The organism is Kitasatospora sp. Xyl93 (assembly GCF_055383135.1).
Window position 1 is genome coordinate 3,006,833 of record NZ_AP029185.1, and the last position, 24,461, is coordinate 3,031,293.

Annotated in this window: 18 protein-coding genes, 2 tRNA genes and 1 pseudogene; 12 read left to right on the top strand and 9 right to left on the bottom strand. The window is 74.5% G+C overall.

Annotated elements, in window-relative coordinates; genetic code table 11:
• Window positions 1-8 precede the first annotated feature (8 nt).
• Both ACZ5GH_RS13215 and ACZ5GH_RS13220 read left to right on the top strand, forming a co-directional pair.
• The gene (locus tag ACZ5GH_RS13215; protein WP_464334337.1) at window positions 9-980 is read left to right on the top strand and encodes a GlxA family transcriptional regulator; all 972 of its coding nucleotides are present in this window, start codon (window positions 9-11) and stop codon (window positions 978-980) included.
• Entirely contained in the window at window positions 980-1,609 is a 630-nt protein-coding gene (locus ACZ5GH_RS13220; RefSeq protein ID WP_464334338.1) for a DJ-1/PfpI family protein, read from the top strand. The genes ACZ5GH_RS13215 and ACZ5GH_RS13220 overlap by 1 nt, the downstream gene beginning before the upstream one ends.
• An 89-nt stretch (window positions 1,610-1,698) precedes the next feature.
• Here the strand turns inward: ACZ5GH_RS13220 and ACZ5GH_RS13225 are convergent, their stop codons facing one another.
• Window positions 1,699-2,886 (bottom strand): MFS transporter, encoded by a 1,188-nt coding sequence (locus ACZ5GH_RS13225; protein WP_464334339.1) that lies wholly within the window; start codon window positions 2,884-2,886, stop codon window positions 1,699-1,701.
• Window positions 2,887-2,977: 91 nt separating this feature from the next.
• Window positions 2,978-4,678 carry a chitinase gene (locus tag ACZ5GH_RS13230; RefSeq protein ID WP_464334340.1) on the bottom strand — a complete coding sequence of 567 codons (1,701 nt, stop codon included), beginning with the start codon at window positions 4,676-4,678 and terminating at the stop codon, window positions 2,978-2,980.
• Between the two features lie 201 nt (window positions 4,679-4,879).
• On the opposite strand from ACZ5GH_RS13230, the gene ACZ5GH_RS13235 reads away from it, so the two are divergent.
• A complete protein-coding gene (locus ACZ5GH_RS13235) occupies window positions 4,880-8,107 on the top strand; it encodes a S41 family peptidase (protein ID WP_464334341.1) in 3,228 nt (1,075 codons plus the stop codon).
• Between the two features lie 9 nt (window positions 8,108-8,116).
• On the opposite strand, the gene ACZ5GH_RS13240 is transcribed toward ACZ5GH_RS13235, so the two are convergent.
• The gene (locus ACZ5GH_RS13240; RefSeq protein WP_387757014.1) at window positions 8,117-8,329 is read right to left on the bottom strand and encodes a hypothetical protein; all 213 of its coding nucleotides are present in this window, start codon (window positions 8,327-8,329) and stop codon (window positions 8,117-8,119) included.
• Between the two features lie 189 nt (window positions 8,330-8,518).
• Here ACZ5GH_RS13240 and ACZ5GH_RS13245 point away from each other — a divergent pair, with 189 nt between their 5' ends.
• The 3 genes from ACZ5GH_RS13245 (at window position 8,519) to ACZ5GH_RS13255 (ending at window position 11,162) form a co-directional block, all read left to right on the top strand.
• Window positions 8,519-9,325, top strand: a complete 807-nt coding sequence (locus ACZ5GH_RS13245) for a phosphoribosyl-dephospho-CoA transferase MdcG domain-containing protein (RefSeq protein WP_464334342.1) — start codon at window positions 8,519-8,521, stop codon at window positions 9,323-9,325.
• Window positions 9,326-9,491: 166 nt separating this feature from the next.
• Window positions 9,492-10,031 carry a carboxymuconolactone decarboxylase family protein gene (locus ACZ5GH_RS13250; protein WP_387757012.1) on the top strand — a complete coding sequence of 180 codons (540 nt, stop codon included), beginning with the start codon at window positions 9,492-9,494 and terminating at the stop codon, window positions 10,029-10,031.
• 147 nt (window positions 10,032-10,178) lie between these two features.
• Entirely contained in the window at window positions 10,179-11,162 is a 984-nt protein-coding gene (locus ACZ5GH_RS13255) for a hypothetical protein (RefSeq protein WP_464334343.1), read from the top strand.
• Window positions 11,163-11,245: 83 nt separating this feature from the next.
• Here the strand turns inward: ACZ5GH_RS13255 and ACZ5GH_RS13260 are convergent, their stop codons facing one another.
• Window positions 11,246-11,905 carry a pentapeptide repeat-containing protein gene (locus tag ACZ5GH_RS13260; RefSeq protein ID WP_464334344.1) on the bottom strand — a complete coding sequence of 220 codons (660 nt, stop codon included), beginning with the start codon at window positions 11,903-11,905 and terminating at the stop codon, window positions 11,246-11,248.
• 211 nt (window positions 11,906-12,116) lie between these two features.
• Window positions 12,117-12,740 carry a snapalysin gene (gene snpA, locus ACZ5GH_RS13265; RefSeq protein WP_387757009.1) on the bottom strand — a complete coding sequence of 208 codons (624 nt, stop codon included), beginning with the start codon at window positions 12,738-12,740 and terminating at the stop codon, window positions 12,117-12,119.
• 435 nt (window positions 12,741-13,175) lie between these two features.
• On the opposite strand from snpA, the gene ACZ5GH_RS13270 reads away from it, so the two are divergent.
• A complete protein-coding gene (locus ACZ5GH_RS13270; protein ID WP_387757008.1) occupies window positions 13,176-14,195 on the top strand; it encodes a LysR family transcriptional regulator in 1,020 nt (339 codons plus the stop codon).
• Here ACZ5GH_RS13270 and ACZ5GH_RS13275 read toward each other — a convergent pair.
• Together ACZ5GH_RS13275 and ACZ5GH_RS13280 are read right to left on the bottom strand one after the other, a co-directional pair.
• A complete protein-coding gene (locus ACZ5GH_RS13275; RefSeq protein ID WP_387757007.1) occupies window positions 14,192-15,436 on the bottom strand; it encodes a low temperature requirement protein A in 1,245 nt (414 codons plus the stop codon). The two genes, ACZ5GH_RS13270 and ACZ5GH_RS13275, sit on opposite strands and share 4 nt — an antisense overlap.
• A gap of 547 nt (window positions 15,437-15,983) precedes the next feature.
• Window positions 15,984-17,687 (bottom strand): ABC transporter family substrate-binding protein, encoded by a 1,704-nt coding sequence (locus tag ACZ5GH_RS13280; protein ID WP_464334345.1) that lies wholly within the window; start codon window positions 17,685-17,687, stop codon window positions 15,984-15,986.
• A 332-nt stretch (window positions 17,688-18,019) separates the two neighbouring features.
• Here ACZ5GH_RS13280 and ACZ5GH_RS13285 point away from each other — a divergent pair, with 332 nt between their 5' ends.
• The 4 genes from ACZ5GH_RS13285 to ACZ5GH_RS13300 all read left to right on the top strand — a co-directional run bounded on the left by ACZ5GH_RS13285 (window position 18,020) and on the right by ACZ5GH_RS13300 (window position 22,220).
• Window positions 18,020-19,000, top strand: a complete 981-nt coding sequence (locus tag ACZ5GH_RS13285) for an ABC transporter permease (RefSeq protein WP_387757005.1) — start codon at window positions 18,020-18,022, stop codon at window positions 18,998-19,000.
• Between the two features lie 18 nt (window positions 19,001-19,018).
• The gene (locus tag ACZ5GH_RS13290; protein ID WP_464334346.1) at window positions 19,019-20,002 is read left to right on the top strand and encodes an ABC transporter permease; all 984 of its coding nucleotides are present in this window, start codon (window positions 19,019-19,021) and stop codon (window positions 20,000-20,002) included.
• The gene (locus ACZ5GH_RS13295) at window positions 19,999-22,086 is read left to right on the top strand and encodes an ABC transporter ATP-binding protein (RefSeq protein ID WP_464334347.1); all 2,088 of its coding nucleotides are present in this window, start codon (window positions 19,999-20,001) and stop codon (window positions 22,084-22,086) included. Before ACZ5GH_RS13290 ends, ACZ5GH_RS13295 begins: the two co-directional genes overlap by 4 nt.
• Window positions 22,087-22,146: 60 nt before the next feature.
• Window positions 22,147-22,220 (top strand) — tRNA-Lys (locus tag ACZ5GH_RS13300).
• A gap of 112 nt (window positions 22,221-22,332) precedes the next feature.
• On the opposite strand, the gene ACZ5GH_RS13305 is transcribed toward ACZ5GH_RS13300, so the two are convergent.
• On the bottom strand, window positions 22,333-23,217 hold the full coding sequence (locus tag ACZ5GH_RS13305; protein WP_464334348.1) for an alpha/beta fold hydrolase: 885 nt from the start codon (window positions 23,215-23,217) through the stop codon (window positions 22,333-22,335).
• Between the two features lie 152 nt (window positions 23,218-23,369).
• Window positions 23,370-24,017 (bottom strand): annotated as a pseudogene (locus tag ACZ5GH_RS13310) (DUF998 domain-containing protein); the annotation flags it as partial.
• A 218-nt stretch (window positions 24,018-24,235) separates the two neighbouring features.
• Here ACZ5GH_RS13310 and ACZ5GH_RS13315 point away from each other — a divergent pair.
• Window positions 24,236-24,309 (top strand) — tRNA-Lys (locus ACZ5GH_RS13315).
• Window positions 24,310-24,461: the final 152 nt, after the last annotated feature.

The window sequence follows — 24,461 nt, forward strand, 5'->3', positions numbered from 1 at the left end:
CTGGTCGCATGACAGGACGCAGCGTGCTCGTCGTCCTCTACGAGGGCGTGCAGAGCCTCGATGTGACCGGCCCGGTGGAGGTCTTCACGGGGGCGTGCTCCGCCTCCGGGCGGCCGGACGCGTACCGGGTGACCACCGCCGCACCGGGCGGCGGGCCGGTGCGGGCCTCCAGTGGACTGCGGCTGCTGCCGGACGCCGACCTCGCCGGAGCCGGACCGGTGCACACCCTGCTGGTTCCCGGCGGGGAGGGCACCAGGCACCCGGACCCTGCCCTGGTGGCACGGATCCGGGAACTGGCCGGACGGGCCGAGCGGGTGGTGTCGGTGTGCACCGGGGCCTTCCTGCTCGCCGAGGCCGGGCTGCTGTCCGGTCGCCGGGCGACCACCCACTGGGCGCACTGCGAGGCGCTGGCCCGGCGGTTCCCGGACGTCGAGGTGGACCCGGACCCGATCCACGTCCGGGACGGCCCGATCGCCACCTCGGCCGGGGTCACCGCCGGGATCGACCTGGCGCTCGCCCTGGTGGAGGAGGACCTCGGACGGGACACCGCCCTGGTGGTCGCCCGTCATCTGGTGGTCTTCCTGCGCCGGCCGGGCAACCAGGCCCAGTTCAGCGCCCAGCTGGCCGCCCAGGTGGCGGCCCGGCAGCCGCTGCGCGAGGTGCAGCGGTGGATCACCGAGCACCCGGAGGCCGACCTCTCGGTCGGGGAGCTGGCCCGCCGCTCGGCGCTGTCGCCGCGGCACTTCGCCCGCGCCTTCGCCGCCGAGATCGGGGTGCCCCCGGGCCGGTACGTGGACGGGGTCCGGCTGGAGGCCGCCCGGCGCCGGCTGGAGGACACCGACGACGGGATCGAGGAGGTCGCCCGTCACTGCGGCTACGGCACCCCGGAGGCGATGCGGCGCGCCTTCGTCCGGGCCCTGGCCGCCCCGCCCGCCGAGTACCGACGCCGTTTCCGACCCGAACCCACCGGAGGCCACTGATGCGCATCGCCATCCTGCTCTACCCCGAGTTCACCACGCTGGACGCGGTCGGCCCGTACGAGGTGCTGTCCCGGATCCCCGGCGCCGAGGTCGTGTTCACCGCCGCCGAACGGGGGCCGGTGCGCAACGACGTCGGCAGCCTGGCGGTCACCGCGGACGCCGCCCTGGACGAGGTCGACTCGGCCGACCTGCTGCTGGTGCCCGGCGGGCCCGGGACGCAGGCCCAGCTCGGGAACGAGGCGCTGCTCGACTGGCTGCGCCGGGTGGACGCGACCACCACCTGGACCACCTCGGTCTGCTCGGGCTCGCTGCTGCTGGGCGCCGCCGGGCTGCTCAAGGGCCGCCGGGCCACCTCGCACTGGGGCGTGCTGGACCGGCTGACCGGGTACGGGGCGGAACCGACCGGGACCGAGCGGGTCGTCATCGACGGCAAGTACGCCGTCGCCGCCGGGGTCTCGGCCGGGATCGACCTCGCCCTGACGCTGGCCGGCCGGATCAGCGGGGACACCACCGCGCAGGCGATCCAGCTGCTGATCGAGTACGACCCGCAGCCGCCGTACGCGTCGGGCGCCCTGGCGAAGGCGTCTCCCGAGGTGGTCGAGGCGGTGAACCGGCTGATGGTCCGCTAGCCGGGCGAGGCCGGGCAGGACGGTCCCGGCGCCGGGCTGTCCCGGCGCCGAGACCGTCTCGGCACAGACGGTCTCGGCACCGGGCGGTCTCAGCGCCGGGGCGGGAAGGCGTGGCGGCGGGCGGCGGTGGCCACCGCGAGGACGGGGAGCATCAGCGCGAGCACCGTCCAGGGCAGGGCGCCGGTGCCCAGGCCGCTCAGGACCAGGCCGCCGACCACGCCGCCGCCCGCCATCGCCGCGTTCCACAGGGTCACCAGCACGGCCTGGGCGGCGTCCGCCCGCTCCCCGCCCGCGTCGCCGAGGGCGGTCTGGAGCAGGGTCGGGGCGCCGCCCCAGCCCAGGCCCCAGAACAGCGCCGCGACGTACACCGGCGGCGCGCTGCCGGACCACACCGCGAGGACGGCCGCCGTCAGCGCGACCAGCAGCGCGCCGCCGATCGTCAGCTGCCGCAGCCGGCGGTGGATGTGGACGCCGATCAGCCAGACGCTCAGCAGCGAGGCCGCCCCGAAGACCAGCAGCACGCTGCCGGTGGCGCCGCCGAGGCCGGCCCGGTCCAGGAAGGGCGCGATGTAGGTGAACAGGATGGTGTGCGCGAGCACGTAGAGCACCGTCACGGCGAGCACCGGCCGTACGCCGGGCACGGTGAGCGCCCGGCGGACCGCTACCCGCTCACCGGCCGGCTGCCCCGGCTGGTCCGGCAGCAGCGCCGCGATCCAGCCGATCACGCCGACGGCCAGTGCCGTCATGGCCAGGAACGGCACCCACCAGGCGAGCACCTGCCCGAGGAAGGTGCCGACCGGCACTCCCAGCGACAGCGCCACCGGCACGCCCGCCATCGCCACCGCCATCGCCCGACCCTGCTGCCCGACCGGCACCAGCCGGCGCGCGTACCCCGCCAGCAGGGCCCAGGCGAGGCCGGCCGCGACGCCCGCGAGGAAGCGGGCGGCCAGCGTGAGCGGGTAGCTGGTGGACGCCGCGGTGACGGTGTTGGCCACCGCGAAGCCCGCCATCGCGGTGAGCAGCAGCCGCTTGCGGCCCCAGCCGGTGGTGGCCGCGGCGAGCGGGATCGCCGTGACGGCGGAGCCGATCGCGTAGACGGTGACGGTCTGCCCGGCCGCCGACTCGCTGACCCCGAGCGCCTCGCTCATCCCGGGCAGCACGCCCGCGGGCAGGTTCTCGGTGAGACCGGTGACGAAGACGGCGGTGGCCAGCGCGAGCAGGGCCGACAGGGGAAAGGGCTTGTGGGGTACCGGGGTCGTGAGCTGTGTGGTCGCCATGGGGACCATGCTTGGACCTCACACCGGTGTCAGGTTCAAGCACGGTCCCGCGGGCGGGCCGTCCGGCCGTCGGGTCGGCCGGGCCCCCGGCTCAGCGGCCGAAGTAGCCGTTGAAGTTCCTGGAGAACTCCTGGCCACCGAACCGGTCCCAGTTGATCGACCAGGTCATCAGCCCGCGCAGGTTCGGCTGCGCGCCCGAACGCGGCACGTACGTCCCGCAGTTGGCCAGCTTGGTGAGGCAGTCCAGTGCCTTGTTCACCTCCGCCGGGGCGACGTAGCCGTTGCCCGCGTTGGTGGTGGCCGGCATGCCGATGGCGACCTTGGCGGCGGGCAGCGCCGGGAACACCCTGTCGGCGTTGCCCGCCACCGGGAAGCCCTTGAGCAGCATGTCGGTCATCGCGACGTGGAAGTCGGCGCCGCCCATCGAGTGGTACTGGTTGTCCAGGCCCATGATGGAGCCGGAGTTGTAGTCCTGGACGTGCAGCAGGGTGAGGTCGTCGCGCAGCGCGTGGATGACCGGCAGGTACGCCCCGGCGCGCGGGTCCTGGCCGCCCCAGGGGCCGGATCCGTAGTACTGGTAGCCGAGTTGGACGAAGAAGGTCTCCGGCGCCATGGTCAGCACGAAGCCCGGTCCGTACTTGGCCTTGAGGGTCTTCAGCGCGGAGATCAGGTTGACGATGACCGGGCTGGTCGGGTTCCGGAAGTCGGTGTCACCGGTGTTGAGGGAGAGCGAGTGCCCCTCGAAGTCGATGTCCAGGCCGTCCAGGCCCCACTTGTCGATGATCGCCGAGACCGAGCCGACGAAGGCGTCCCGGGCGGCGGTGCTGGTCAGCTGGACCTGGCCGTTCTGGCCGCCGATCGAGATCAGCACCTTCTTGCCCTGGGCCCGCTTGGCGGCGATGGCGGCCTTGAACTCGTCGTCCGACTCGACGCCCGGACACTCTGCGGCCGGGCAGCGGTTGAAGCGGATGTCGCCGGAGGTGACGGAGGTGGGCTCGCCGAAGGACAGGTTGATGAAGTCCCAGGAGTTCGGGACGTCGGCCATCCGGGTGTAGCCGGCGCCGTTGGCGAAGCTCGCGTGCAGGTAGCCGACCAGGGCGTGGCTGCCGGCCGGCTGGCCGGTGGGCGTGCCCGTCGGGGTTCCGGTGGGCGTCCCGGTCGGGGTGCCCGTCGGGGTCGCGGTCGGGGTGCCCGTCGGCGTCGCGGTGGGCGAGGCGGTCGCGGTCGGCGAGACGGTGGGCGTGGGCGTCGGGCTGGGGGCGCCCGGGCCGTCCAGCGAGACGTCGTCCGCGTAGTAGGTGCCCTGGCCGTACCAGCCGTGGGTGTAGACGGTGGCACTGGTCTGGTTCGCCCCCGTGGTGAAGCTGAGGCTGAGCTTCTGGTACCCGCCGCCGGTGCCCGGCGTCCAGGTGCTCGGGCCACCGCCGTCCACGCCCAGGTAGACGTACGAGCCGTTGACGAAGGCGCTGAGCGTGTAGGTGGTGTTCGGGGCGACGGTGACGGTCTGGCCGCAGCGGGCGGTGTCGCCGGCCGTGGCGGCCGCGGCGAGCGCCCGGCCGCCGCTGTGCACCGGGGCGGTGACGACGCTGCCGGAGCCGGCGGCGCAGCTCCAGGGGCCGAGCGAGCCGGACTCGAAGCCGCCGTTGGTCAGGAACTCGCCGGCCGAGGCGGCGGGCGCCAGGCCCAGCGTCACGCCGACCAGGGCGGCCGCGGCGACGGCGGAGGCGGTACCGGCGGCGACGGCCGCGCGGCGGCCCTTGGCCGGGGTTCCGGGGATGGGTGTTCTGCGCATGCGGGTGCTCCTGCGATGGCGCGGTCGTGGGGGACGTCCGAGGGCACGCCGGAGCACGCGCCAGTGGGGGGAACGGCCCGGCCTGGCACCCAAGTTGGACTAGACCACTGAAGTGGATCCGGCCGTACGGTGTCAATGGTCCAGACCGGTTCCCGCTCTCCTCCGGTTGCCGGGGGTGACGCCCCGTCGAAGGATGGAGGAGTGATCCCGCCCGGCTACCTCCGCCACCCCCACCTGCACGGCGGCCTGCTCACCTTCACCGCCGAGGACGACGTCTGGGTCGCTCCGCTGGACGCCGACGGCACCGGCACCGGCCGGGCCTGGCGGGTCGGCTGCGACCGCACCCGGGTCAGCCACCCCCGCTTCTCCCCCGACGGCACCACCCTCGCCTGGACCAGCTGGTTCGCCCTGACCCCCGAGGTGTGGACCGCCCCGGTCGAGGGCGGCCAGGCGAGCCGGCTCAGCTTCTGGGGCAGTCAGGACACCCGGGTGCGCGGCTGGCTGCCGGACGGCGAGGTGCTGGCCGTCACCTCCTACCACGAGCCCTTCGGCCACTACACCTGGGCGCACGCCCTGCCGCCGGACGGCTCCCCCGGCCGCCGGATGCCCTGGGGGCCGGTCGGCGACGCCCAGATGAGCCGGGAGCGGACCGTGCTGCTCACCGGCGCCGCCCCGCACGAGCCGGCCGCCTGGAAGCGGTACCGGGGCGGGGCCACCGGCCGGCTCTGGGTGGACGGCGAGCGGATCCTGCCCGGACACACCGGACACCTCGCCGCCCCGATGCCGGTCGGCGGGCGGATCGCCTTCCTCTCCGACCACGAGGGCATCGGCAACGTCTACTCCTGCCGCCCGGACGGCACCGACCTGCGCCGGCACACCGACCACGCCTCCTACTACGCCCGCGAGGCCGCCACCGACGGCACCCGGATCGTCTACCAGCACGCCGGCGACCTCTGGCTGCTGGACGGTCTGGACGCCCCCGCCCCGCGCCGGCTGCGCGTCCCGCTCGGCGGCGCCCGGGCCGGCCGCCGCCCGTACCAGGTCAACGCCGCGAACCAGGTCAAGGACCTCGCCTGCGACCAGACCGGCCGGGCCGGGGTGGTCACCGTGCGCGGCAGCCAGTACTGGCTCACCCACAAGGACGGCCCGGCCCGCGTGCTCGCCGACACCCCCGGGGTGCGCACCCGGCTGCCGGTGGTGCTGGGGCACACCGGCGAGGCGGCCTGGATCACCGACGCCGAGGGCGCCGACGCGATCGAGGTGGTGCCGCTGCCCGGCCGCACCGAGCCGCCGGGCCACCCCGGGGCGGAGAAGCACCGCCACCGGGTGCTCGCCGCCGGGCGGATCGGCCGCGTCCTGGAACTCACCGCCTCCCCCGACGGCACCCGGCTCGCCGCGACCACCTCGGACGGGCGGCTGCTGCTGGTCTCCGCCGCCGACGGCGAGGTGCGCGAACTGGCCGCCTCCGGCTACGGACCGTGCTCCAGCGCCCGCTTCTCCCCCGACTCGCACTGGATCGCCTGGTCCGAGCCGGTCGCCGGGCGCTCGCTGCGCCGCATCCGGCTCACCCGCACCGACGCGCCCGCGGCCACCACCGACGTCACCGACGGCCGGTTCGAGGACGAGCAGCCGGTGTTCACCCGGGACGGCCGCTACCTGGCCTTCCTGTCCTGGCGCGGCTTCGACCCGGTCCACGACGTGCACACCGGCGACCTCTCCTTCCCGGTCGGCTGCCGCCCGTACCTCGTCCCGCTCGCCGACGACACCCCCTCGCCGTTCGCCGCCCCCGCCGAGGACGGCCCCCCGCACGGCGACGGAGGCGGCGACGGCACCGTCCGGGTGGACCCGGAGGGCATCGGCGAGCGGCTGCTCCAGTTCCCGGTGATCGCCTCCAAGTACTCGGCCACCGACGCGGTGCGCGGCGGCCTGGTCTGGCTGCGCTGGCCGATCTCCGGCACCCTCGGACAGACCTTCGCCAGCCCGGAGGACACCTCGGGCCGCCCCTCCCTGGAGCACTTCGACCTGGCCCGGGGCACCCGCAGCACCCTGGTCGACAGGCTGGACGGCTACGCGGTCTCCGGGGACGGCGGCTCGATCGCGGTCTACTCGGCCGGCACGCTGCGGGTGGTGCCGGTCGCCGCCCCCGCCGCCGGCACCACCGTCGACCTGCGCCGGATCACCCACACCGTGCACCCGGCCGCCGAGTGGCGCCAGGCCTACCACGAGGCCGCCCGGATCGTCCGGGACCAGTTCTGGGACGAGCGGATGTCCGGCCTGGACTGGCCCGCGCTGGTCGCCCAGTACGAGCCGCTGCTGGACCGGATCTGCTCCCCCGACGACTTCGCCGACCTGCTGCGCGAACTGCTCGGCGAACTCGGCACCTCGCACGCCTACGTCACCCCCTCCCGGCGCGCCGAGGGCCCGGCCCTCGCCCAGCAGCCGCTCGGCCTGCTCGGCGCCAACGCCCACCGCTCCCCCGAGGGCCGCTGGCTGGTCCACCGGGTACTGCCCGGCGAGAGCTCCGACCCGCGCGCCCGCGCCCCGCTGGCCGCCCAGGGCGTCCGGGACGGCGACGAGCTCCTGGAGGTCGGCGGCCGCCCGGTGGACCCGCTGCGCGGACCGCTGCCGCTGCTGGCCGGCACCGGCGGCACCACCGTGGAACTGGCCCTGCGCAGCGGCCCGGACGGCCCGGTGCGGCGGATCGTGGTCACCCCGCTGACCGACGAGCGGCCCATCCGCTACCAGGACTGGGTGGCCCGACGGCGCACCCTGGTCCGGGAGTTCAGCGACGGGCGGTGCGGCTACCTGCACATCCCGGACCTCGGCGGTTCCGGCTGGGCGCAGTTCAACCGGGACCTGCGGCGCGAGCTGGACAAGCCCGCGCTGGTGCTGGACGTCCGGGGCAACGCCGGCGGCAACGTCTCCGAACTGGTGCTGGAGAAGCTCTCCCGGCACGTCCTGGCCTGGGACTTCACCCGGGACCGCCGGCCGGTGCGCTGGCCCCGGAACGCGCCGCGCGGACCGCTGGTGGCGCTGGCCGACGAGGCCACCAGCTCGGACGGCGACGTGATCATCGCGGCGATCAAGCTGCTCGGGCTCGGCCCGGTGATCGGCACCCGCACCTGGGGCGGGGTGGTCGGGATGAGCGGGCGGCACACCCTCGGCGACGGCACCCAGATCTCGGTGCCGAAGAACGCCTCCTGGTTCGGCGGCGGGCTCGGCTGGTCGGTGGAGAACCGGGGCGTGGAGCCGGACGTGCACATGCTGCGCACCCCGCGCGACTGGGCGCGGGGGCGCCACCCGGAGCTGTTCGCCGCCGTCCGGCTGGCCCTGGAGCTGCTGGAGGACGCGCCCGCGGCGGCGCCTCCGCCGGAGTCCACGCCCCGGCCGGACCTGCGGCGGCCGCCGCTGCCGCCGCGGACGAACTGATCCCCGGGCTCAGTCCCAGGGGTCGCCCTCGGCCGTCATGTTCTCGGCGGCACGCCGGTCGGCCTCCTCCTGGGCGAGCCGTTCCCCCTGGTCCCGGCTGCGCTCGGGGTCGTCGCCGTACGCGTCGGCGGCCTCGTCGTGGGCGAGGGCGGCGCGCTGGGCCGCGTCCTGCCCGGTGGACTCCTGCTGCGGCCGGTGGAACAACCTGTCGAAGATGCCCATGACTCCTCCAAACGGGATGGACGGAAGGTCGGAATACCGGGCTGCCCCTACTCTCACACCGGGTTCCCCCGGACGCACCTTGAGCCCTTGGTCCCTGGTGGACGCGCCGAACGGCCGTAGCCGAGGGCCCCCGGGCGCGCGGACAGTGGGGTCGTCGGCGAAAATCGACGCCACCCTCTGGAGCCCGCTGTGACCGTCGCACATCCCGGAAGCCACGCCCGGCGCACCGCCGAGGACCCGCACGACGGACCGCGCCGGCGGGTCGGCCCGCTGGCCGCGCTGGACGGGCGGCTGCCCGGCACCCACGACCTGCTGCTGATGCAGTGCCCCAGCTCGCTGCGGCCGCTCGCGGGCGGCGAACTGCCGCACTGGGCCCGGGCGGTGCTGCGGGCGCACCCCTGGGTGACGGTCGGCCGGGCGCCCGCCGTGGTCAGCCACCCGGTGGACCTGCCGCACCCGCAGCGCTGCACCCGGGACCCGGAGGCGGCGCCCGAACTGTGGTTCCCGGTGACCGTGCGCGGGCCGCGCCCCGGGCAGCGGCTGGACGCGCTCGCCCCCTGGGCGGCGGTGGCCCGGACGCTGCGGCCCGAGCAGCTCGTCGAACGGCGCGCGCGGCTGGCCCCCGAGCGGCTGGCCGGCATCGCGGCGCTGGCCCTGCTGCCGGAGGTCGACCGGCTGGTGGCGGACCACCGGCTGCCCTGGGGCCCGATCGGCGCGGTCGGCTACGAGCTGGGCAGCGGGGTGCCGGTGGCCGGGCCGCTCAGCCCGCTGCGGCTGGTGCTGCGCTCCCCGCAGCCGATCAGCCGGCGCGACGCGCTGCAGCTGCGGCGGGCGCTGACCAAGCTGCCGCTGCCCGTGCAGGCGGAGCTGGAGACCCGGCACGGCTCGGTGCAGTTGGCCGAGTACGCCTCCGGCGCCCACAGCCTGACCCTGCTGACGCCGGACGGCCCCCGGGAGGTCCACGACCCGTGGTTCCCCCGCGGCCCGGTCGGCTGAGCGGCCCGTGCCTGTGGGCGGGCCGCTCGCGCGGGCGGGCCGTTCGGCTGAGCCGCCGTTCCCGGGCGGCCGGGCGGCGTTCCAGGGCAATCTCGGAGTTGGCGGCCCGGCCCGGCAGCCGTGAGGATGGAGCGTCGTCCGTCCGTCCCAGACGAGGGAGTACCCCGTGCCGCACATCACCATCGACAACGGACTGCCCGGGATCAGCGGCCTGCTGACGCTGCGTCCGGACACCGCGGCCCCGCTGGGCATGCTCGCCGACGCGCTGCTGCGGGCCCCCGCCCCGATGAGTCGGGGCGAGCGCGAGCTGGTCGCCGCCTACGTCTCCCGGCTCAACGGCACCCGCTTCTGCGAGGGCGCCCACAGTGCCTTCGCCGGAGCGCAGTTGGACGGCGGCGACGACCTGGTGAAGGCCGCCCTGGCCGACCCCTCCAGCGCGCCGCTCAGCGAGCGGATGCGCGCCCTGCTGCGGATCGCCGCGGAGGTGCAGGAGAAGGTCGGTCCGGTCTCGCAGGAGGCGGTGGCGGCCGCCCGCGCTGCCGGCGCCGGTGACACCGAGATCCACGACACAGTGCTGATCGCCGCCGCGTTCTGCATGTACAACCGGTACGTCGACGGCCTGGCCACCGAACTCCCCGCGGACCCGGGCTACTACGCCGAGGGAGCGAAGCGGATCGTCGACTCCGGCTACGGCCGGGAGGACTGAACCGCGTCGGACGGCGCCGCCGGGCGGGCAACCGGCGGCGCCGTCCGGCGGCGTGCCGACAGGGCACGATGGAAGAAGCGGCAGATCGGCCGCACCGGCAGGATGTCAGCGCTCGAGCACCGTCCCCTGCCGAAGAGAGACACCGCCATGAGCACTTTCGCGTCGGGTCGGCCGAACTCCCTGGCCGACCCGGATCCACGCCGCCCCGCCCCCCGCACCTCACTGTTCGTCACCGGCGACTTCCCCCGCCGCCGCTGGCTCACCCTGCTGCTCAGTACCGCCGGCGGGCTCCTGCTGGCGTACGCCTGGAACGCCAAGCTGGTCGACGACGAGATCGGCTTCAGCAGCGCCGACGCCCTGCTCGGGCACGACGCCCACCGCACCCCCATCGCCGGAGTGCTCTCCGGCATCCTGTTCGCCTTCGTCACCGGGCTGGCCGGCTCGTTCACCGCCTGCAACATCGCGGCCTTCGGCGCGATCGGCCCGCTGGTCGGGCAGACGCCGTCGCTGCGCGGCAGGCTGCTGCACGTCGCCCGGCCGCTGGGCTGGATCTTCGCGGGCATGGCCCCGGTCTCCGCCGCCTACGGCGCCCTGGTCGGCCTCGTCGGCACGCACATGCCGCAGTTCTCGACGGCCGCGAGCAAGGGTCTGACGCCCCGGTCGATACAGTCGATGACGACCTTCGGCCTGATCGGGCTGGTGATGATCGTGCTCGGCCTGGCCGCCGTCGGCCTGATCCGGGACCCACTGGCCGGCCTCTCCCGCCGCTTCCCGAACGCACCGCTGGTGCTCGTCGGCGTGCTGATCGGCGGCTTCCTGGTGGGCCGGCCGTACCCGCTCTTCCGCGATCTCTTCCGGCACGCCGCCAACACCCACAACCCGCTCTACGGCGCCGGCGCGTTCCTGCTGCAGTCGATCGGCAACATCGTGGTCATGGCGCTGCTGTTCGTGCTGCTCACCTACGGGGTGGGCGGACGGCTGCAGCGCCGGCTGGCGGCCAGGCCCGCCCGGATCAGCGTGCTGACCGCCGCGGCCTTCCTGGTCGCCGGGGTCTTCACCGTCGTGTACTGGGACCTGCGGATCCTGGGCCGGCTCGGCTACATCTGGTTCCCGTCCTCCCCCTGGACGTAGGGCCGCCCCGAGTCGCCGCGGGCCCGGCCGCCCACCCGGGCGGTCGGGCCCGCGCGGCTGGACGGCCGGACTGTGGGGCGGGTTCAGCGGTCCTTGACGTCGATTCCCAGCGCGTGGGCGAACTGGGGTGCCAGCTCCAGTAGTTGGGTGGAGCTGATGACCGCGCCGCGCAGGCCCTGGTGGCCGTCGGCCAGGCCGAGCCGGACGGCGCCGCGCAGGTCGGTCCGGCTCAGCGTCGCGCCGCGCAGCCGGACCTCCTCCAACGTGGAGCCGGGGAAGGAGACCTCGGTCAGCCTGGCCTCCCCGAAGTCCACGTCGCGCAGCAGGCAGTCCTCGAAGACGACGTCCCGCAGGACGGCCGAGCGCAGGTTGACCGCCTCCAGCTTGCAGCCCCGGAAGACCACCCGGCGCAGCGCCGAGCCGTACCCGGCGACCCCGGCGAGCACCCCGCCGACGAAGGAGCTGTCCTGCCACTGCGAGTCGCTGAGGTCGCAGGCGACCCAGCGGCCGGCCCGCACCCACACCTCGTTGAACCGGGCCTGGCGCAGCTTGACGCCGCTGAGCGCGACACCGGTGAAGGCGCACTCCAGGAAGGCCGCCCCGGCACCCGATTCGTCGGTGTGCTCGCCGCCGTCGAAGTGCGCGGTGTCGTACCGCTCGTCGCTGCGCAGCGGCCCGGTGTGCGGGCGCAGCAGCTCGGCGTACGGGAGGTCGGCGAGCCGGTCGGGGACGGCACGGGACATGGCGGTGGCTCCTGGCGGTCGGAGGCGGCGGGGGTCTCGCCCGCATGCTCGCACGCCGCACCGACAACGCCCCGCAGCGACGGCACGGCGACCGGCCGGCGCAGGCGGACGCCCCGCGGGTACGGCGCGGCCGCCCGAACCGGCGAAGCCCCGGACCGACCGCGCCGAGGCGGTCGGTCCGGGGTCGCTCACCGCGAGGAAGGGCCCTCGGTCAGCCGCGCGCCCAGAGCGAGTTGACCCGGCTGCGCTCGGTGCTGTTCGGGTAGGCGTTGGTGCAGGAGGTGCCGGGGCCGCCGCCCGACATCAGCTCGCTGCACGGACCGGTGTAGTGGTCCGGCAGGCCGAGCACGTGCCCGGTCTCGTGCGCCACCACGCGCACCGAGCTGTACTGCTGGTTCTGCCGGTAGTCGAGGAAGACGTAGCCGCGCCCGTGGCCGTCGGTGCTGGCGTACGAGCCGCGGCTGTCGTTGCCCTCGTAGTAGCGGAAGTCGGCGGCCGAGCCGGACTGCAGCTTGACGTTGGCGACCGAGCTGTTCCAGATCTGCGCGGACTGGGATATCTGGTTGCTGAAGGTCGGGGCGGAGCTGGCGTCGTAGGTGACGGTGACGACCGCCAGGCCGGGGTTGGCGGCCTGCTTGGCCTTGGCGGAGGTCATCACGGCCTGGAAGAAGGCCTGGTTGTTGGCGGCCTCCTCGGCCGAGCCGGCGTAGGTCGAGGAGGTGTAGCCCTGCACGGCCGGAGCGGCCGGCGCCGCGGCGGCGGCGGTGGTGGGCAGTACCGCGAGGCCGGCCGCGAGGGCGAGGCCGAGGGTGGCGGACAGCACGGATCGCTTCATGTGGGGGCTCCGATTCCTGAGGTGACGTGGCCGGTTGGGGGCCGGCTTGGGGGACACCTGGTCAACGGGTGGTGTCCCCAGAGCTTCGGGCAAGCCGGTGCGCGTGCGGATGATGCCAACCCGCGATAGCACCGTCCAATACCCCTGCCGCCGAGCGGAATTGAGCTGTCTTTTCCTCGCCTTGACTCAACCGTGCCCCTGGCATTCCGTTCCGGCGGTGGCTAGGCTCCCGTTCGGGGAAGTACCCGGAGCGGCGGGCCGCTCGATTCCGGCCGAGCGGCCCGCCGCTCCGAACCCCGCCCGCGGACCGCGTCAATGGGCCTGTCCACCGCCCGTTCGCGGCCGTTCGCGCCGCGTCCCGCCGAGCAGTCGCGCCGAGCAGTCGCGCCGCGCTCCGAGCCGGCATGCCCGTCGGCGCGCACTTGAATGCCTGTCATGTCCTTGGCGAGGAAGCGTGACGGCGATTATGCTCCCGACGTGGAGCTCGACGTGAGACACCTCCGGGTGCTGTGCGCGATCGCCGATACCGGCAGCCTCCGCAAGGCCGCGCTCCAGCTCGGCATGACCCAGCCCTCCCTCACCACTCAGCTGCACCGCATCGAACGGGCCATCGGCGGCACCCTGTTCACCCGCGAGCAGACCGGCAGCCGGCCCACCGCGCTCGGCCACTCGGTGCTCTCCCGGGCCCGGCCGGTGATCACCGAGATGGCCGCCCTGGTGACCGCCGCCCGCCAGGAGGCGCGGGATTCGGCCGCCCCCGGGCGGCAGCGGCGGCTGCGGATCGGCAGTGTCGGCAACCGGGCGGTCGCGGCCTGGCTGCGCCGGGTGCACGAGCGGCTGCCGGACACCGACACCACCATCCACGTGGACATCTCGGCCAGCGCACTGCTGCGGATGGTCGCCGCCGACCAGCTGGACGTGGCCTTCGTGTACGAGAGCGAGGGCTTCCCGCTGCGGGTGCCGCCGGACGCCGAGCAGCGGGTGCTGATGGCCCGGGAGCCGCAGTTCGTCGCGCTCGCCGCCGGGCACCCGGCCGCCGCCCGGCCGGTCGTCCACCTGGCCGACCTCGCCGAGGACACCTGGATGGTCGACCCGACCGCCGACCACGAGTACGCGGCCATGCGCCGGGTGTTCAGCGAGGCCGGGCTCAACCCCCGGGTGGTGCAGGTGCGGGACAACGCCACCGCCGCCGAGCTGGTCGCCTCCGGCGAGGCCGTCCGCCCCTGCCAGCCCACCTCGCTGCCCGGGCCCGGCACGGTGGTCCGGCCGGTGCACGGGGACCCGCTGGCCGTCCGGCTGCTGTTCACCTGGCGTCCGCGGGTGCTCAGCGCGCCCGCCCTGGACGCGCTGTACGGCGAACTGCGGGCCGCCTACCTGGACCTGGCCAAGGACAACCCGGCCTACCTGGACTGGCTGGCCCGGCACGAGCCGGTGCTGCTGGGGCGGGCCGGTTAGCCGTCGGCCCCCGAGCCGCGGTCCGGCCGGCCGGCCTGCGCCCGCCTGCTCTCCAGGCCGTGGACCAGCACGCCCACCGCCACCATCAGCGCGCAGACCAGGCCCGCCGCGAGCACCCCGGAGTCGCCGAGCGCGGTGCAGGCCAGCACCAGCACGGCCCCCACCGGTGCCAGGGACTGGGCCACCGCGCCCCGCTTGGTGTGCCGGGAGTGCAGGAACCAGACGGTGGCCAGGTAGAGCGCGGTGGGCACGGTGACCGTCGCGGTGGCGGCCGTCGCGGAGATGTGCGCCTTGTGCACCGCCGACTCCACCGCCACCTCCAGCCCGGCGCCGATCGCCGCCGCCGAGCCGAACACCAGGTAGTGCCCGTAGCCCCAGACCAGCGCCTGCCGGTTGGAGCGCAGGTGCTCGTGGACGGGCCGGGCGAAGTAGATCCACCAGGCGGCGAAGCAGATCAGCAGCCCGCCGACCGCCACCGGCACCAGCCGGCCCAGCCCCTCGTGCTCGTCCACCGCCGACTGCACGGCGACGGTCGCCGCCGCCACCGTCTCGCCGAGCACGATGAGGGTGAACAGCCCGTACCGCTCGGCGATGTGGTGCGGGTGCCAGGCGGTCCGCAGCCGCAGCTCGGCGATCACCGGCACGGCCAGCTCGCACAGCACCCCGACCGGGACGGCGTACGGCCGGGCGCCCTGCGGCAGGAACAGCATCACCACCCAGCCGACCTGGCAGAGCGTGATCCCCGCCGCGTAGCCCAGCGCGACCCGGCGCGCCAGGCCGTGTTCGCTGGCGGCCGCGCGCAGCCACTGGGTGACCATCGCCAGGCGCATCACCACGTAGCCGGCGATCGCCAGCGTCAGGTCCTGGGTGGCGAACAGCCGGGGCACCCCGGCGGCGAGGATCAGCACCCCGGCGATCTGCACCAGCGTGGTGACCCGGTACGGCACGTCGTCGACGTCGTACGCGGAGGCGAACCAGGTGAAGTTCATCCAGGCCCACCAGATCGCGAAGAAGGCCAGCGCGTAGCCGCGCAGGCCGTCCCCGTAGTGCCCGGCCGCGAGCGAGTGGGCGAGTTCGCGCCCGGCCTGGCCGACCGCGACCACGAAGCAGAGGTCGAAGAAGAGCTCCAGCGGGGTGGCGACCCGGTGCGGCTCGTGCCGGTCGCGCGGGACCATCCGGCGCACCGGCGGCGGGTCGACGGGGTGGCTGCGGGGTGCCGCGGCGGCGGGGTCACTGGCCATCGGTACGGCTCCGGGAGTCGGGGGATCGTCCCGCGCATCCTGGCAGCGCTCCCGGCCCGGCGCACGCACCGGCGCGGCAGGTGTGCACGCTCGGGCACGGCCGTGTGCGCGCTCGGGCACGGCGGCGTACGCGCTCCCGGGCGCGACCGTGCGGGCGCTCGGGGACGGCCGTGCGCGTGCTCGGGGGCGCGGGCGGGAACCCGCGCCCCCCCCGGCCGCGACGGCCCTGAATGTCCCTTTTTTCCTTACCGTCAGCCGTAGTTGACGCTCCGGTGCGCGAACCGGGTGACACCTCGGCGGGTTTCCGGGCGCGTCCCGCGCGCTGCGTCGCGCGCGGGCGGGGCGCCGCTAGATTCTTCCCCGGTTGGAAGAGCGCGGGCCCGGTCGGGCCCCACGACACGGGCGGCCTGCGGGCAACGCGGAAGGTCAAGGCGGGTGGCGGGACAGCGGGGGCGGCACGGCCGATCCTCCCGCGTCCGCGCCACCGGCCTCGTGATCACCGCGCTGCTCGCCAGCGCCTGCCGTGCGTCCCGCCTCGTCGCGGCGGCTACTTCTCCCAGCCGATCCTGCTGTAGTCCTCCGCCGCCAGGCCGAAGGCCCCGTAGTTGGCCAGTCCCTTGCGGGTCGCCACGACCTCCGGCCGCTGGTAGAGCTCGACGGTGTGGCCGAGCTCCCAGATCTTCGCGTCCGCCTGGTTGTAGAGCTTCGCGGCCTCCGCCGGGTCGACCGCCCCGGCCGCCTTCTTCAGCAGGTCGTCGATCTCCTGGCTGCCCAGTCGCGAGGGGTTGCTGAAGCTGTTGTCGCCCACCGGCAGCCGGAAGTTGGTCAGGCTCTTGGACAGCGGGAAGGAGTCGGTGTTGCGCCAGCTCGCGATCTCGAACTTGCCCGGGTTCACGTACTTGGTGAAGAAGTCGTTCGCCGGCACCTTGTCCAGGCTGACCTTGGCGCCGGCCGCCTGCCACATCGCCACCGCCGCGGTGGCCAGGTCGATCTGGGCCTGCGGGGTGGAGTCGTTGAGCACCCAGTGCAGCTCCAGCGGCCGGCCGTCCTTGGTGCGCGGCTGACCGCTGCCGGCCTCCTTCCAGCCCGCCTCGTCCAGCAGCTTCTTCGCGGCGGCCAGGTCGAACCTGGCCCACTCGCCGGAGGTGTCCTGGTAGCCGGTCTGGTTGGGCATGAAGATGTGGTTGCCGAGCGGCTTGAACTCCACCGGCACCCCGTTGTTGGCGATCTTGATCAGCGCGGAGCGGTCCAGCGCCTTGCCGAGCGCCTGGCGGACCTTCTGGTCGGCCAGCGCGCCCGAGCCGCCGAAGGAGATGTGCACCTCGTCCCACGGGCTGGCGCTGCGGATCACGGTGTCCTTGGCGTTCTTGAGCTGCCCGTACGCGGTGGCGGTGCCGGCCGCGGCGTAGTCGATCTCGTTGTTGAGGTACGCCTGGGTCGTCGCCGACTGGGACATCACCCGGAAGGTGATCTTGTCGACCTTGGCCCTGGTGCCCCACCAGGCCGGATCCGGGACGAGGGTCAGGGTCTGCGCGGTCTTGTCCGCCGTGCCGACCTTCAGCGCGCCCGCGGTGATCGGGATCTTCTCCACCCAGCCCTTGTTGAAGTCGTCCGGGGTGGAGATGCCGGCCGCCGGGATCAGCGGACGGAACAGGTTCTGCCAGTCGGCGTACGGCTCGGCGAAGGTGACCTTCACCTCGGTCGGGTCGGCGCCCTCCTCGACCGCGGAGATCTGCTCGTAGCCGGAGGGGTCGGAGACGTTGTACGCCGGGTCCTTGCCGCTCGCGGCCTGCCAGTCGGCCTTGAAGTCCAGGTAGCCGAGCGGCTTGCCGTCCGACCACTTGGCCTTGGGGTTGAGCTTGTAGGTGACCACCTGCGGCGAGGTCGAGGTGACCTTGGCGTCCACCAGGTAGTCCGGGTTGGGCAGGAAGGTGCCGGCGGCGTCGGTGGTGAAGAGCGAGGGCTCCAGGTTGCGCATGATCGAGACCGCGGAGCCGTAGAAGCCGTCCACCTGCAGCGGGTTCCACTGGGTGATCCACTGGTACAGCGGGAAGCGCACCTCCCCGCCGTCCTTGAGCTGGTCCGCCGGCTTGGGGTTGAGGTCGTTGGCACCCGTGCCCGGCGGTTCGGTCTTGGCCACGTCGCCGGACGAGCCGCCCCCACCCAAGCTGCACGCGGTGACCGCCAGCGCGACGGCGACGGCGAGGGCGGTCGCCCGGCCGAGACGGCGGGCCGTGGTGGAAGCGTCCATGAGGGTCCCCCTGGGATTGGTGACGCGAGTCGGGGCGCGCGAGGTGTGACGAGGCTTGAGCGTGGGCAGCCAATTCGGCACCGGGCGAGCAGAACGTAACAGCGGATCAGATCCGCCACCAGGGGGAGGAGCGCACACCTGATCCAAAAGTCACACGCGGCAACACGGGCGCAACACCACCTCAGCGACCCGGTGCTTCACTCTGACCAGCGCTTTCCCGAATCCCGCTCCCCACCCGCCCACTGACGCCCCGACCGGGCCCGGAACGAAGGCCACCACCCGATGCCCACCAGACGCGTCGGCCCCACCCGCACCGCGACGGGCGGCCGTTGATGCTCCGCTACCTGGCGAAGCGGCTGAGCTACTACGCGGTGCTGCTGATCGCCGCCGTCTTCCTGGCGTACGCGATCTCCGCGACCGCCCTGCAGCCTCGCACCTACTTCGACGCCAAGGTCCCCCGCCCGGCCGTCGAATCGGTCGAGCGCCAGCTCACCGCGCTCAACCTGAACGACCGCACCCCGGTCGTCGAACGCTTCGGCCACTGGGCCGGCGGGCTGCTCCACGGCGACCTCGGCCGGACCATCCACGACACCCCGGTCACCGACGACTTCGGCCGCCGGGTCTGGGTCTCGCTGCGGCTGCTGCTGATCGGCAGCCTGCTCGGCATGGTCCTCGGCGTCGCGGCCGGGGCCTGGAGCGCCGTGCGCCAGTACCGGCTCTCCGACCGGCTGCTCACCGTGCTGTCCTTCGTGCTGCTCTCCACCCCGGTCTTCCTGGTCGCGCTCTTCCTCAAGAACGGCGCCATCGCCGCCAAGGACGCGGCCGGCCACGACGTCATCCCGTTCACCGGCTACGAGACCCCGGGGCTCACCGGCGGCCTCGGCACCCACCTCGCCGACTGGGCGCTCCACCTGCTGCTGCCCACCATCTCGCTGGCCCTCGGCGGCCTCGCCACCTACAGCCGCTACCAGCGCGGCACCATGCTCGACGTGCTCGGCTCCGACTACCTGCGCACCGCCGAGGCCAAGGGGCTCACCCGCCGGCAGGCGCTGCTCCGGCACGGGCTGCGCACCGCGGTGATCCCGATGTCGACCATGTTCGCCTACAGCTTCCTGGGCATCTTCACCGGCGCGATCTTCACCGAGACGATCTTCGGCTGGCACGGCATGGGCGAGTGGCTGATCCAGTCGATCAACGAACAGGACGTCAACTCCGTGGTGGCCGTCAACCTCTTCACCGCCGTCGTCGTCCTCGCCTCCGGCTTCCTCGCCGACACCCTGCACGCCGCCCTCGACCCGCGCGTGCGGTCCTGACCGGAGGCGATCCCCACCATGACCACCACCGTCGCCGACTCCCCCGCCCCGGCCGCCGCCCCCCGGTCCACCGGCCGCGGACGGCTCGTCCTCGGCCGGCTGCTCACCGCCCGCGGCGCCGTCGCCGGGGCCGTCGTCGTCCTGCTGCTGTTCGCGCTCGCCTTCGGCGGCCCGTACCTCACACCCTGGGACTACGCCGCGCCGGACTTCTCCGCGCTGCACCGACCCCCGTCCGCCCAGCACTGGTTCGGCACCAACGGGGTCGGCCAGGACGTCTTCGCCCAGACCGTCCGCGGGCTGCAGAAGTCGCTGGTCATCGGCCTGCTGGTGGCACTGTTCTCCACCGTGCTGGCCTCCCTGGTCGGCGCCTGCGCCGGCTACTTCGGCGGCTGGGCCGACCGGAGCCTGATGTTCCTGGTCGACCTGCTGCTGGTCTTCCCGTCCTTCCTGATCATCACCATCGTCTCGGGCCGGCTGAAGAGCGCCGGCTGGATCGCCTTCGTGCTGCTGCTCGCGCTGTTCAACTGGATGATCACCGCCCGGGTGGTCCGCTCGATGACCATCTCGCTGCGCGAGCGCGAGTTCGTCCGCGCCGCACGGTTCATGGGCGTACGACCGCTGCGGATCATCAGCCGGCACATCCTGCCGAACGTCGCCTCCTTCCTCATCATCGACGCCACCATCGCGGTCGGCGGCGCCGTGATGAGCGAGACCGCGCTCTCCTACTTCGGCTTCGGAGTCAAGGCCCCGGACGTCTCGCTCGGCACCCTGCTCGCCGCCGGGACGAGCGAGGCCCCGGTGTTCCCGTGGCTGTTCTACTTCGCCGCCGGGCTGCTGGTGGTCTTCGTCCTCGCCGTCAACCTGATCGGGGACGGGCTGCGCGACGCCCTCGACCCCACCTCCGGGGCGGCGCCCCGCCGTTCGCGGTCCGCCCGCCGTTCGCCTCGCACCCGTCGTTCCGTCAGCGGCCCCCGCGCCGCCAGCCGTAGGAAGCGCCCGTGACCACCGTCGTCGAAACCCCGCTGCTCGCCGTCCGGGACCTCCGGGTGGACTTCGCCGGGCCCGACGGCCCGGTCCCCGCCGTCCGCGGGGTGGACCTCACCCTGCGGCGCGGCGAGACCCTCGGCATCGTCGGGGAGTCCGGCTCCGGGAAGTCCGTCACCGCGCTGTCCGTACTCGGGCTGCTGCCCGGCACGGCGAGCGTCAGCGGCTCGGTGCGGCTGGACGGCCGGGAACTGGTCGGACTGCCGGGCCGGGAGCTCGCCGCGATCCGCGGCCGCCGGATCGCCATGGTCTTCCAGGACCCGCTCTCCGCCTTCACCCCGGTCTACCGGATCGGCGACCAGATCGCCGAGGCGGTCCGGATCCACCAGCGGGTGGACAAGGCCACCGCGCGCCGCCGGGCCGCCGAACTCCTCGACCTGGTCGGCATCCCGGCGCCCGACCGGGCCCTGGACAGCTTCCCGCACGAGTTCTCCGGCGGCATGCGCCAGCGCGCGATGATCGCCATGGCGGTCGCCAACGAGCCCGACGTCCTGCTCGCCGACGAACCCACCACCGCGCTCGACGTCACCATCCAGGCCCAGGTGCTGGACGTGCTGCGCACCGCCCGCCGGGAGACCGGCGCGGCACTCGTCCTGGTCAGCCACGACCTCGGGGTGATCGCCGGGACGGCCGACCGGGTCGCGGTGATGTACGCCGGCCGGGTGGTCGAGACGGCCGGAGTGGACGAGCTGTTCGCGGCCCCGCGCCACCCCTACTCGCTCGGCCTGATCGGCGCACTGCCCCGGCTGGACGGGCGCGGCGGCCCGCTCGTGCCGATCCCCGGCGCCCCGGCGCCGATGGCCGAACTGCCCCCGGGCTGCCCGTTCGCGGCCCGCTGCCCGCTGGCCGAGGAGCGCTGCTCCGCGGCCGAACCCGCCCTGGAAGGGACGGACGGCCACCTGTCGGCGTGCGTGCGGTCGGCCGAGCTCGCCGAGCGGCGTCCCGCACCGGCCGAGGTCTACCCCGTCCCGGAGCTGCCCACCGCCGCCGCCGGCCCCGACGACCGCTCCGCCCGCACCCCGGTGCTGTCGGTGAGCGGGCTCGGAAAGACGTTCCCACTGCTCAAGGGCACGGTGTTCAAGCGCAAGGTCGGCGAGGTGTACGCGGTGGACGGCGTCGACCTGGACCTGCGGGAGGGCGAGACCCTCGGCCTGGTCGGCGAGTCCGGCTCCGGCAAGTCCACCACCCTCTTCGAACTGCTGCGGCTCGGAGCCCCCGAGACCGGCCGGATCGAACTGCTCGGCCGGGACACCGCCGCGCTCACCCGGGCGGAGGCCCACCGGCTCCGCGCCCGGGTGCAGATCGTCTTCCAGGACCCGATGGCCAGCCTCGACCCCCGGATGCCGGTCGGTGACATCGTCGCCGAACCGCTGCTCGCCCAGCGCGCCCCGCGCGAGGAGATCGCCCGCCGGGTGCCCGAGCTGCTGCGCCAGGTCGGCCTCGACCCGGAGCACGCCGTCCGCTACCCGCACCAGTTCTCCGGCGGCCAGCGCCAGCGCGTCTCGATCGCCCGGGCGCTGGCCGTCCGCCCCGAGCTGCTGGTGCTGGACGAACCGGTCTCCGCACTGGACGTCTCCATCCAGGCCGGGGTGCTCAACCTGCTCCAGACGCTCAAGGCCGACCTGGGCCTGTCCTACCTGTTCGTCTCGCACGACCTCTCGGTGATCCGCCACCTCGCCGACCGGGTCAGCGTGATGTACCTCGGCCGGACGGTCGAGCAGGGCGAGGTCTCCGCCGTCTTCGACCGCCCCCGTCACCCGTACACCCGCGCCCTGCTCTCCGCCGTCCCGCTCCCCGACCCCGCCGCCGAGCGTGCCCGCGACCGCATCCTGCTGGCCGGCGACCCGCCCCCGCCCACCGAGCGCCGCACCGGCTGCGTCTTCCGCACCCGCTGCCCCCGCTACGCCGGGCTCACGGCCCCGGCCGACCGGGCCCGCTGCGAGCAGGAGCGGCCGGCCCTGGTCGGCGGCGCGCCGGCGGCGGACCACCAGGCGGCCTGCCACCACCCGGAGCCGACGGCCGGAGGGGGTAGCGGACGGTAGCCGCTCGAACGCGATTCGGTGGATCGGGTCGGCGGCGTGTAAAGTCTTCGACGTCAGCAGGCGCCGCTAGCTCAGTTGGTTAGAGCAGCTGACTCTTAATCAGCGGGTCCGGGGTTCGAGTCCCTGGCGGCGCACATGGCAAGGTCTCAGGCCGTCCACTCCGGTGGGCGGCCTGAGGCGTTTCCGGGCGCCGGTCAGCGGGTTGCAGCGGGTGCCGGTGGGTGCCGGTGGGTGCCGCTGGACGCCTCAGCGGGTGTCGAGCACCGCCGAGGCCACCGCGTCAGGGCGGTCGAACATCACCAGGTGCCCGGCGGGAGCGGTGGTGCGGAAGTCCGCCCCGAGCAGGGCCGCCAGCTCCCGCTGCCGGGCCAGCCAGTCCTCGCCGCGCCGGGTCCGGCAGCCGTCGTCGGCGGCCAGCACGGTGACCGGCAGGTCCTCGGCCAGCGGCCGGGTGCGCCGCAGCCCGTCCAGCTCGGCGGCCGTGTCGAGGTAGCGGCCGTTCTCCCGCAGCAGCGCGCGCAGCGCCCGCCCGGTGCGGTAGCAGCGCCGGACCAGCGGCGCCGGGGCGAGGTCCTCGCGGCGGACGGTGGACAGCCGGGCCGTGGTCCGGCGGACGGCCGGGCCGAGCAGGTAGGGCACGGCGAGGGCGGTGGCGGCGCCGGCCAGCACCCGGGCCGCCAGGTCGCGCGCGGCCGGCGCCGGGTACGGCCGGACCCCCGCCTCCACGCTGCCGTCCACCAGCACCAGCCCGGCGGTCCGCTCGGGGTGCAGCCGGGCGAAGGCCTCGACGTGGAAGCCCGCGAGCGAGTGGCCGACCACGGTGCAGGGCTCGCGCAGCCCGAGGCCGTCCAGCACCGCCCGGATCCGCCCGGCCTCGCCGGCCGCCGTCGGCGCGGGCCGCCCGGCGGCGGGCTCGGCGGCGCTCAGCCCGTAGCCGGGACGGTCGAAGCGGACCACGGTGCGGTACGGCGTCAGGAACGGGACGACCAGGTCCCAGTCGAACCAGCTGCTGCCGAGGCCGCCGGAGAGCAGGCAGGGCGGACCGCCGCCCTCGACGCGGACGTGCAGCGGGACGCCGTCGACGCGCAGGAAGCGCGTCCGGCCGTCGGCCTCCGCCCCGGGAGCGCTCATGCCGGCCTCCGGTCCGGGAGCGGCTCGGGCGGGCGGTGCCGCTCGTCGCCGCTCCGGCCGCGCCGCTCGCCACTGTCCCGGCCGCGCTGCTCGGCGCCGTCCGCGTCGACCGGGCCGTACTGCTCGGTGCCGTCCGCGTCGGGCGGGTTCGGGCGGGCGGAGCGGGCCACGCCCAGGGCCAGCAGGCCGAGCCAGAGCGCGACCAGCAGCACCTGCAACCGCTGCCCGGCCCCGAGCGCCCAGGTGCCGTGCCCGGCCTGGAAGGCGGCGATCGAGGCGAGGCTCCAGCCGGTGGCGAGCAGCTCGGCGCCCAGCAGCCAGGGCCCGAACCGGCGCACCGGCGCCCACCAGCGGTAGCGCCGGGCGGCCACGGTGAGCGAGACCAGCGCGGCGAGCGCCCCGGCCATGGCGAGGCTGCTGGTGACGGCGTGCGCGGTGTGGGTGGCGGGGACCAGTCCGGCGGTCTCCCGGGCCGCGCACATCTCGTCGCTGGTGGGGGTGCAGCTGAGCGGCAGCCGGGAGTCGGCGGCGGTCGCGGCGCCGGACAGGGCCAGCGCGGACCAGCCGGCCAGCGCCCAGCGGTGCCGCCGGGAGGCCCCGGCCCGGCCGGTGGCGAGGGCGGTGCCGGCGGCGGCGAGCAGGCAGAGCCCGGCGGCCAGGTCGGTGGCCCGGAACAGGCCGCCCAGCGGCTGGTCCTCCGCGGCGAGTTCGCTGATGTACGCCTGCACCGGGTCGAGCCCGGTGCTCAGCACGACCTCCAGGACCCAGGCGGTGTACGCCACGGCGCTGAGCAGCAGCAGGGCGGCGACCGTCGTCCGCGCGGCGCGGTGTCCCGACCTGCCACGTCCTGGCCCGCCGGGTCCTGCTCGCGGGTGTCCTGGCTGGGAGCTGGGCACCGTTCCACCCTAACCAGCGGCGAACTCCGGCCCAACCGGAAGGAAAGGGACGGATCGGGCGGCGTCCACCGCGATGGTCGGAGGCACCCCTCGGAAGCGTGTATTGTTTTCCAGGTCAGCAGGCGCCGCTAGCTCAGTTGGTTAGAGCAGCTGACTCTTAATCAGCGGGTCCGGGGTTCGAGTCCCTGGCGGCGCACAGACAGTTGGGGAGCCTCTCGCAGCAGCGAGGGGCTCCCCGATTTTTTGGCCTCCGACGTCCGTTTTGCGTGTGATGTCGGTCTCGATTGGCGATCCGCCGGAGCCATCCGGCCCGTTCTGCTCGTCCAGGGCAGTAGAACCGGAATCGGG

What these genes read in the sequence shown, in the direction of transcription:
- ACZ5GH_RS13220 (WP_464334338.1), top strand. Translation starts at nt 980, where the DNA reads ATGCGCATCGCCATCCTGCTCTACCCCGAGTTCACCACGCTGGACGCG.
- ACZ5GH_RS13260 (WP_464334344.1), bottom strand. Translation starts at nt 11,905, where the DNA reads ATGTCCCGTGCCGTCCCCGACCGGCTCGCCGACCTCCCGTACGCCGAG.
- ACZ5GH_RS13280 (WP_464334345.1), bottom strand. Translation starts at nt 17,687, where the DNA reads ATGGACGCTTCCACCACGGCCCGCCGTCTCGGCCGGGCGACCGCCCTC.
- snpA (WP_387757009.1), bottom strand. Translation starts at nt 12,740, where the DNA reads ATGAAGCGATCCGTGCTGTCCGCCACCCTCGGCCTCGCCCTCGCGGCC.
- ACZ5GH_RS13225 (WP_464334339.1), bottom strand. Translation starts at nt 2,886, where the DNA reads ATGGCGACCACACAGCTCACGACCCCGGTACCCCACAAGCCCTTTCCC.
- ACZ5GH_RS13285 (WP_387757005.1), top strand. Translation starts at nt 18,020, where the DNA reads ATGCTCCGCTACCTGGCGAAGCGGCTGAGCTACTACGCGGTGCTGCTG.
- ACZ5GH_RS13275 (WP_387757007.1), bottom strand. Translation starts at nt 15,436, where the DNA reads ATGGCCAGTGACCCCGCCGCCGCGGCACCCCGCAGCCACCCCGTCGAC.
- ACZ5GH_RS13215 (WP_464334337.1), top strand. Translation starts at nt 9, where the DNA reads ATGACAGGACGCAGCGTGCTCGTCGTCCTCTACGAGGGCGTGCAGAGC.
- ACZ5GH_RS13305 (WP_464334348.1), bottom strand. Translation starts at nt 23,217, where the DNA reads ATGAGCGCTCCCGGGGCGGAGGCCGACGGCCGGACGCGCTTCCTGCGC.
- ACZ5GH_RS13290 (WP_464334346.1), top strand. Translation starts at nt 19,019, where the DNA reads ATGACCACCACCGTCGCCGACTCCCCCGCCCCGGCCGCCGCCCCCCGG.
- ACZ5GH_RS13230 (WP_464334340.1), bottom strand. Translation starts at nt 4,678, where the DNA reads ATGCGCAGAACACCCATCCCCGGAACCCCGGCCAAGGGCCGCCGCGCG.
- ACZ5GH_RS13240 (WP_387757014.1), bottom strand. Translation starts at nt 8,329, where the DNA reads ATGGGCATCTTCGACAGGTTGTTCCACCGGCCGCAGCAGGAGTCCACC.
- ACZ5GH_RS13255 (WP_464334343.1), top strand. Translation starts at nt 10,179, where the DNA reads ATGAGCACTTTCGCGTCGGGTCGGCCGAACTCCCTGGCCGACCCGGAT.
- ACZ5GH_RS13270 (WP_387757008.1), top strand. Translation starts at nt 13,176, where the DNA reads ATGTCCTTGGCGAGGAAGCGTGACGGCGATTATGCTCCCGACGTGGAG.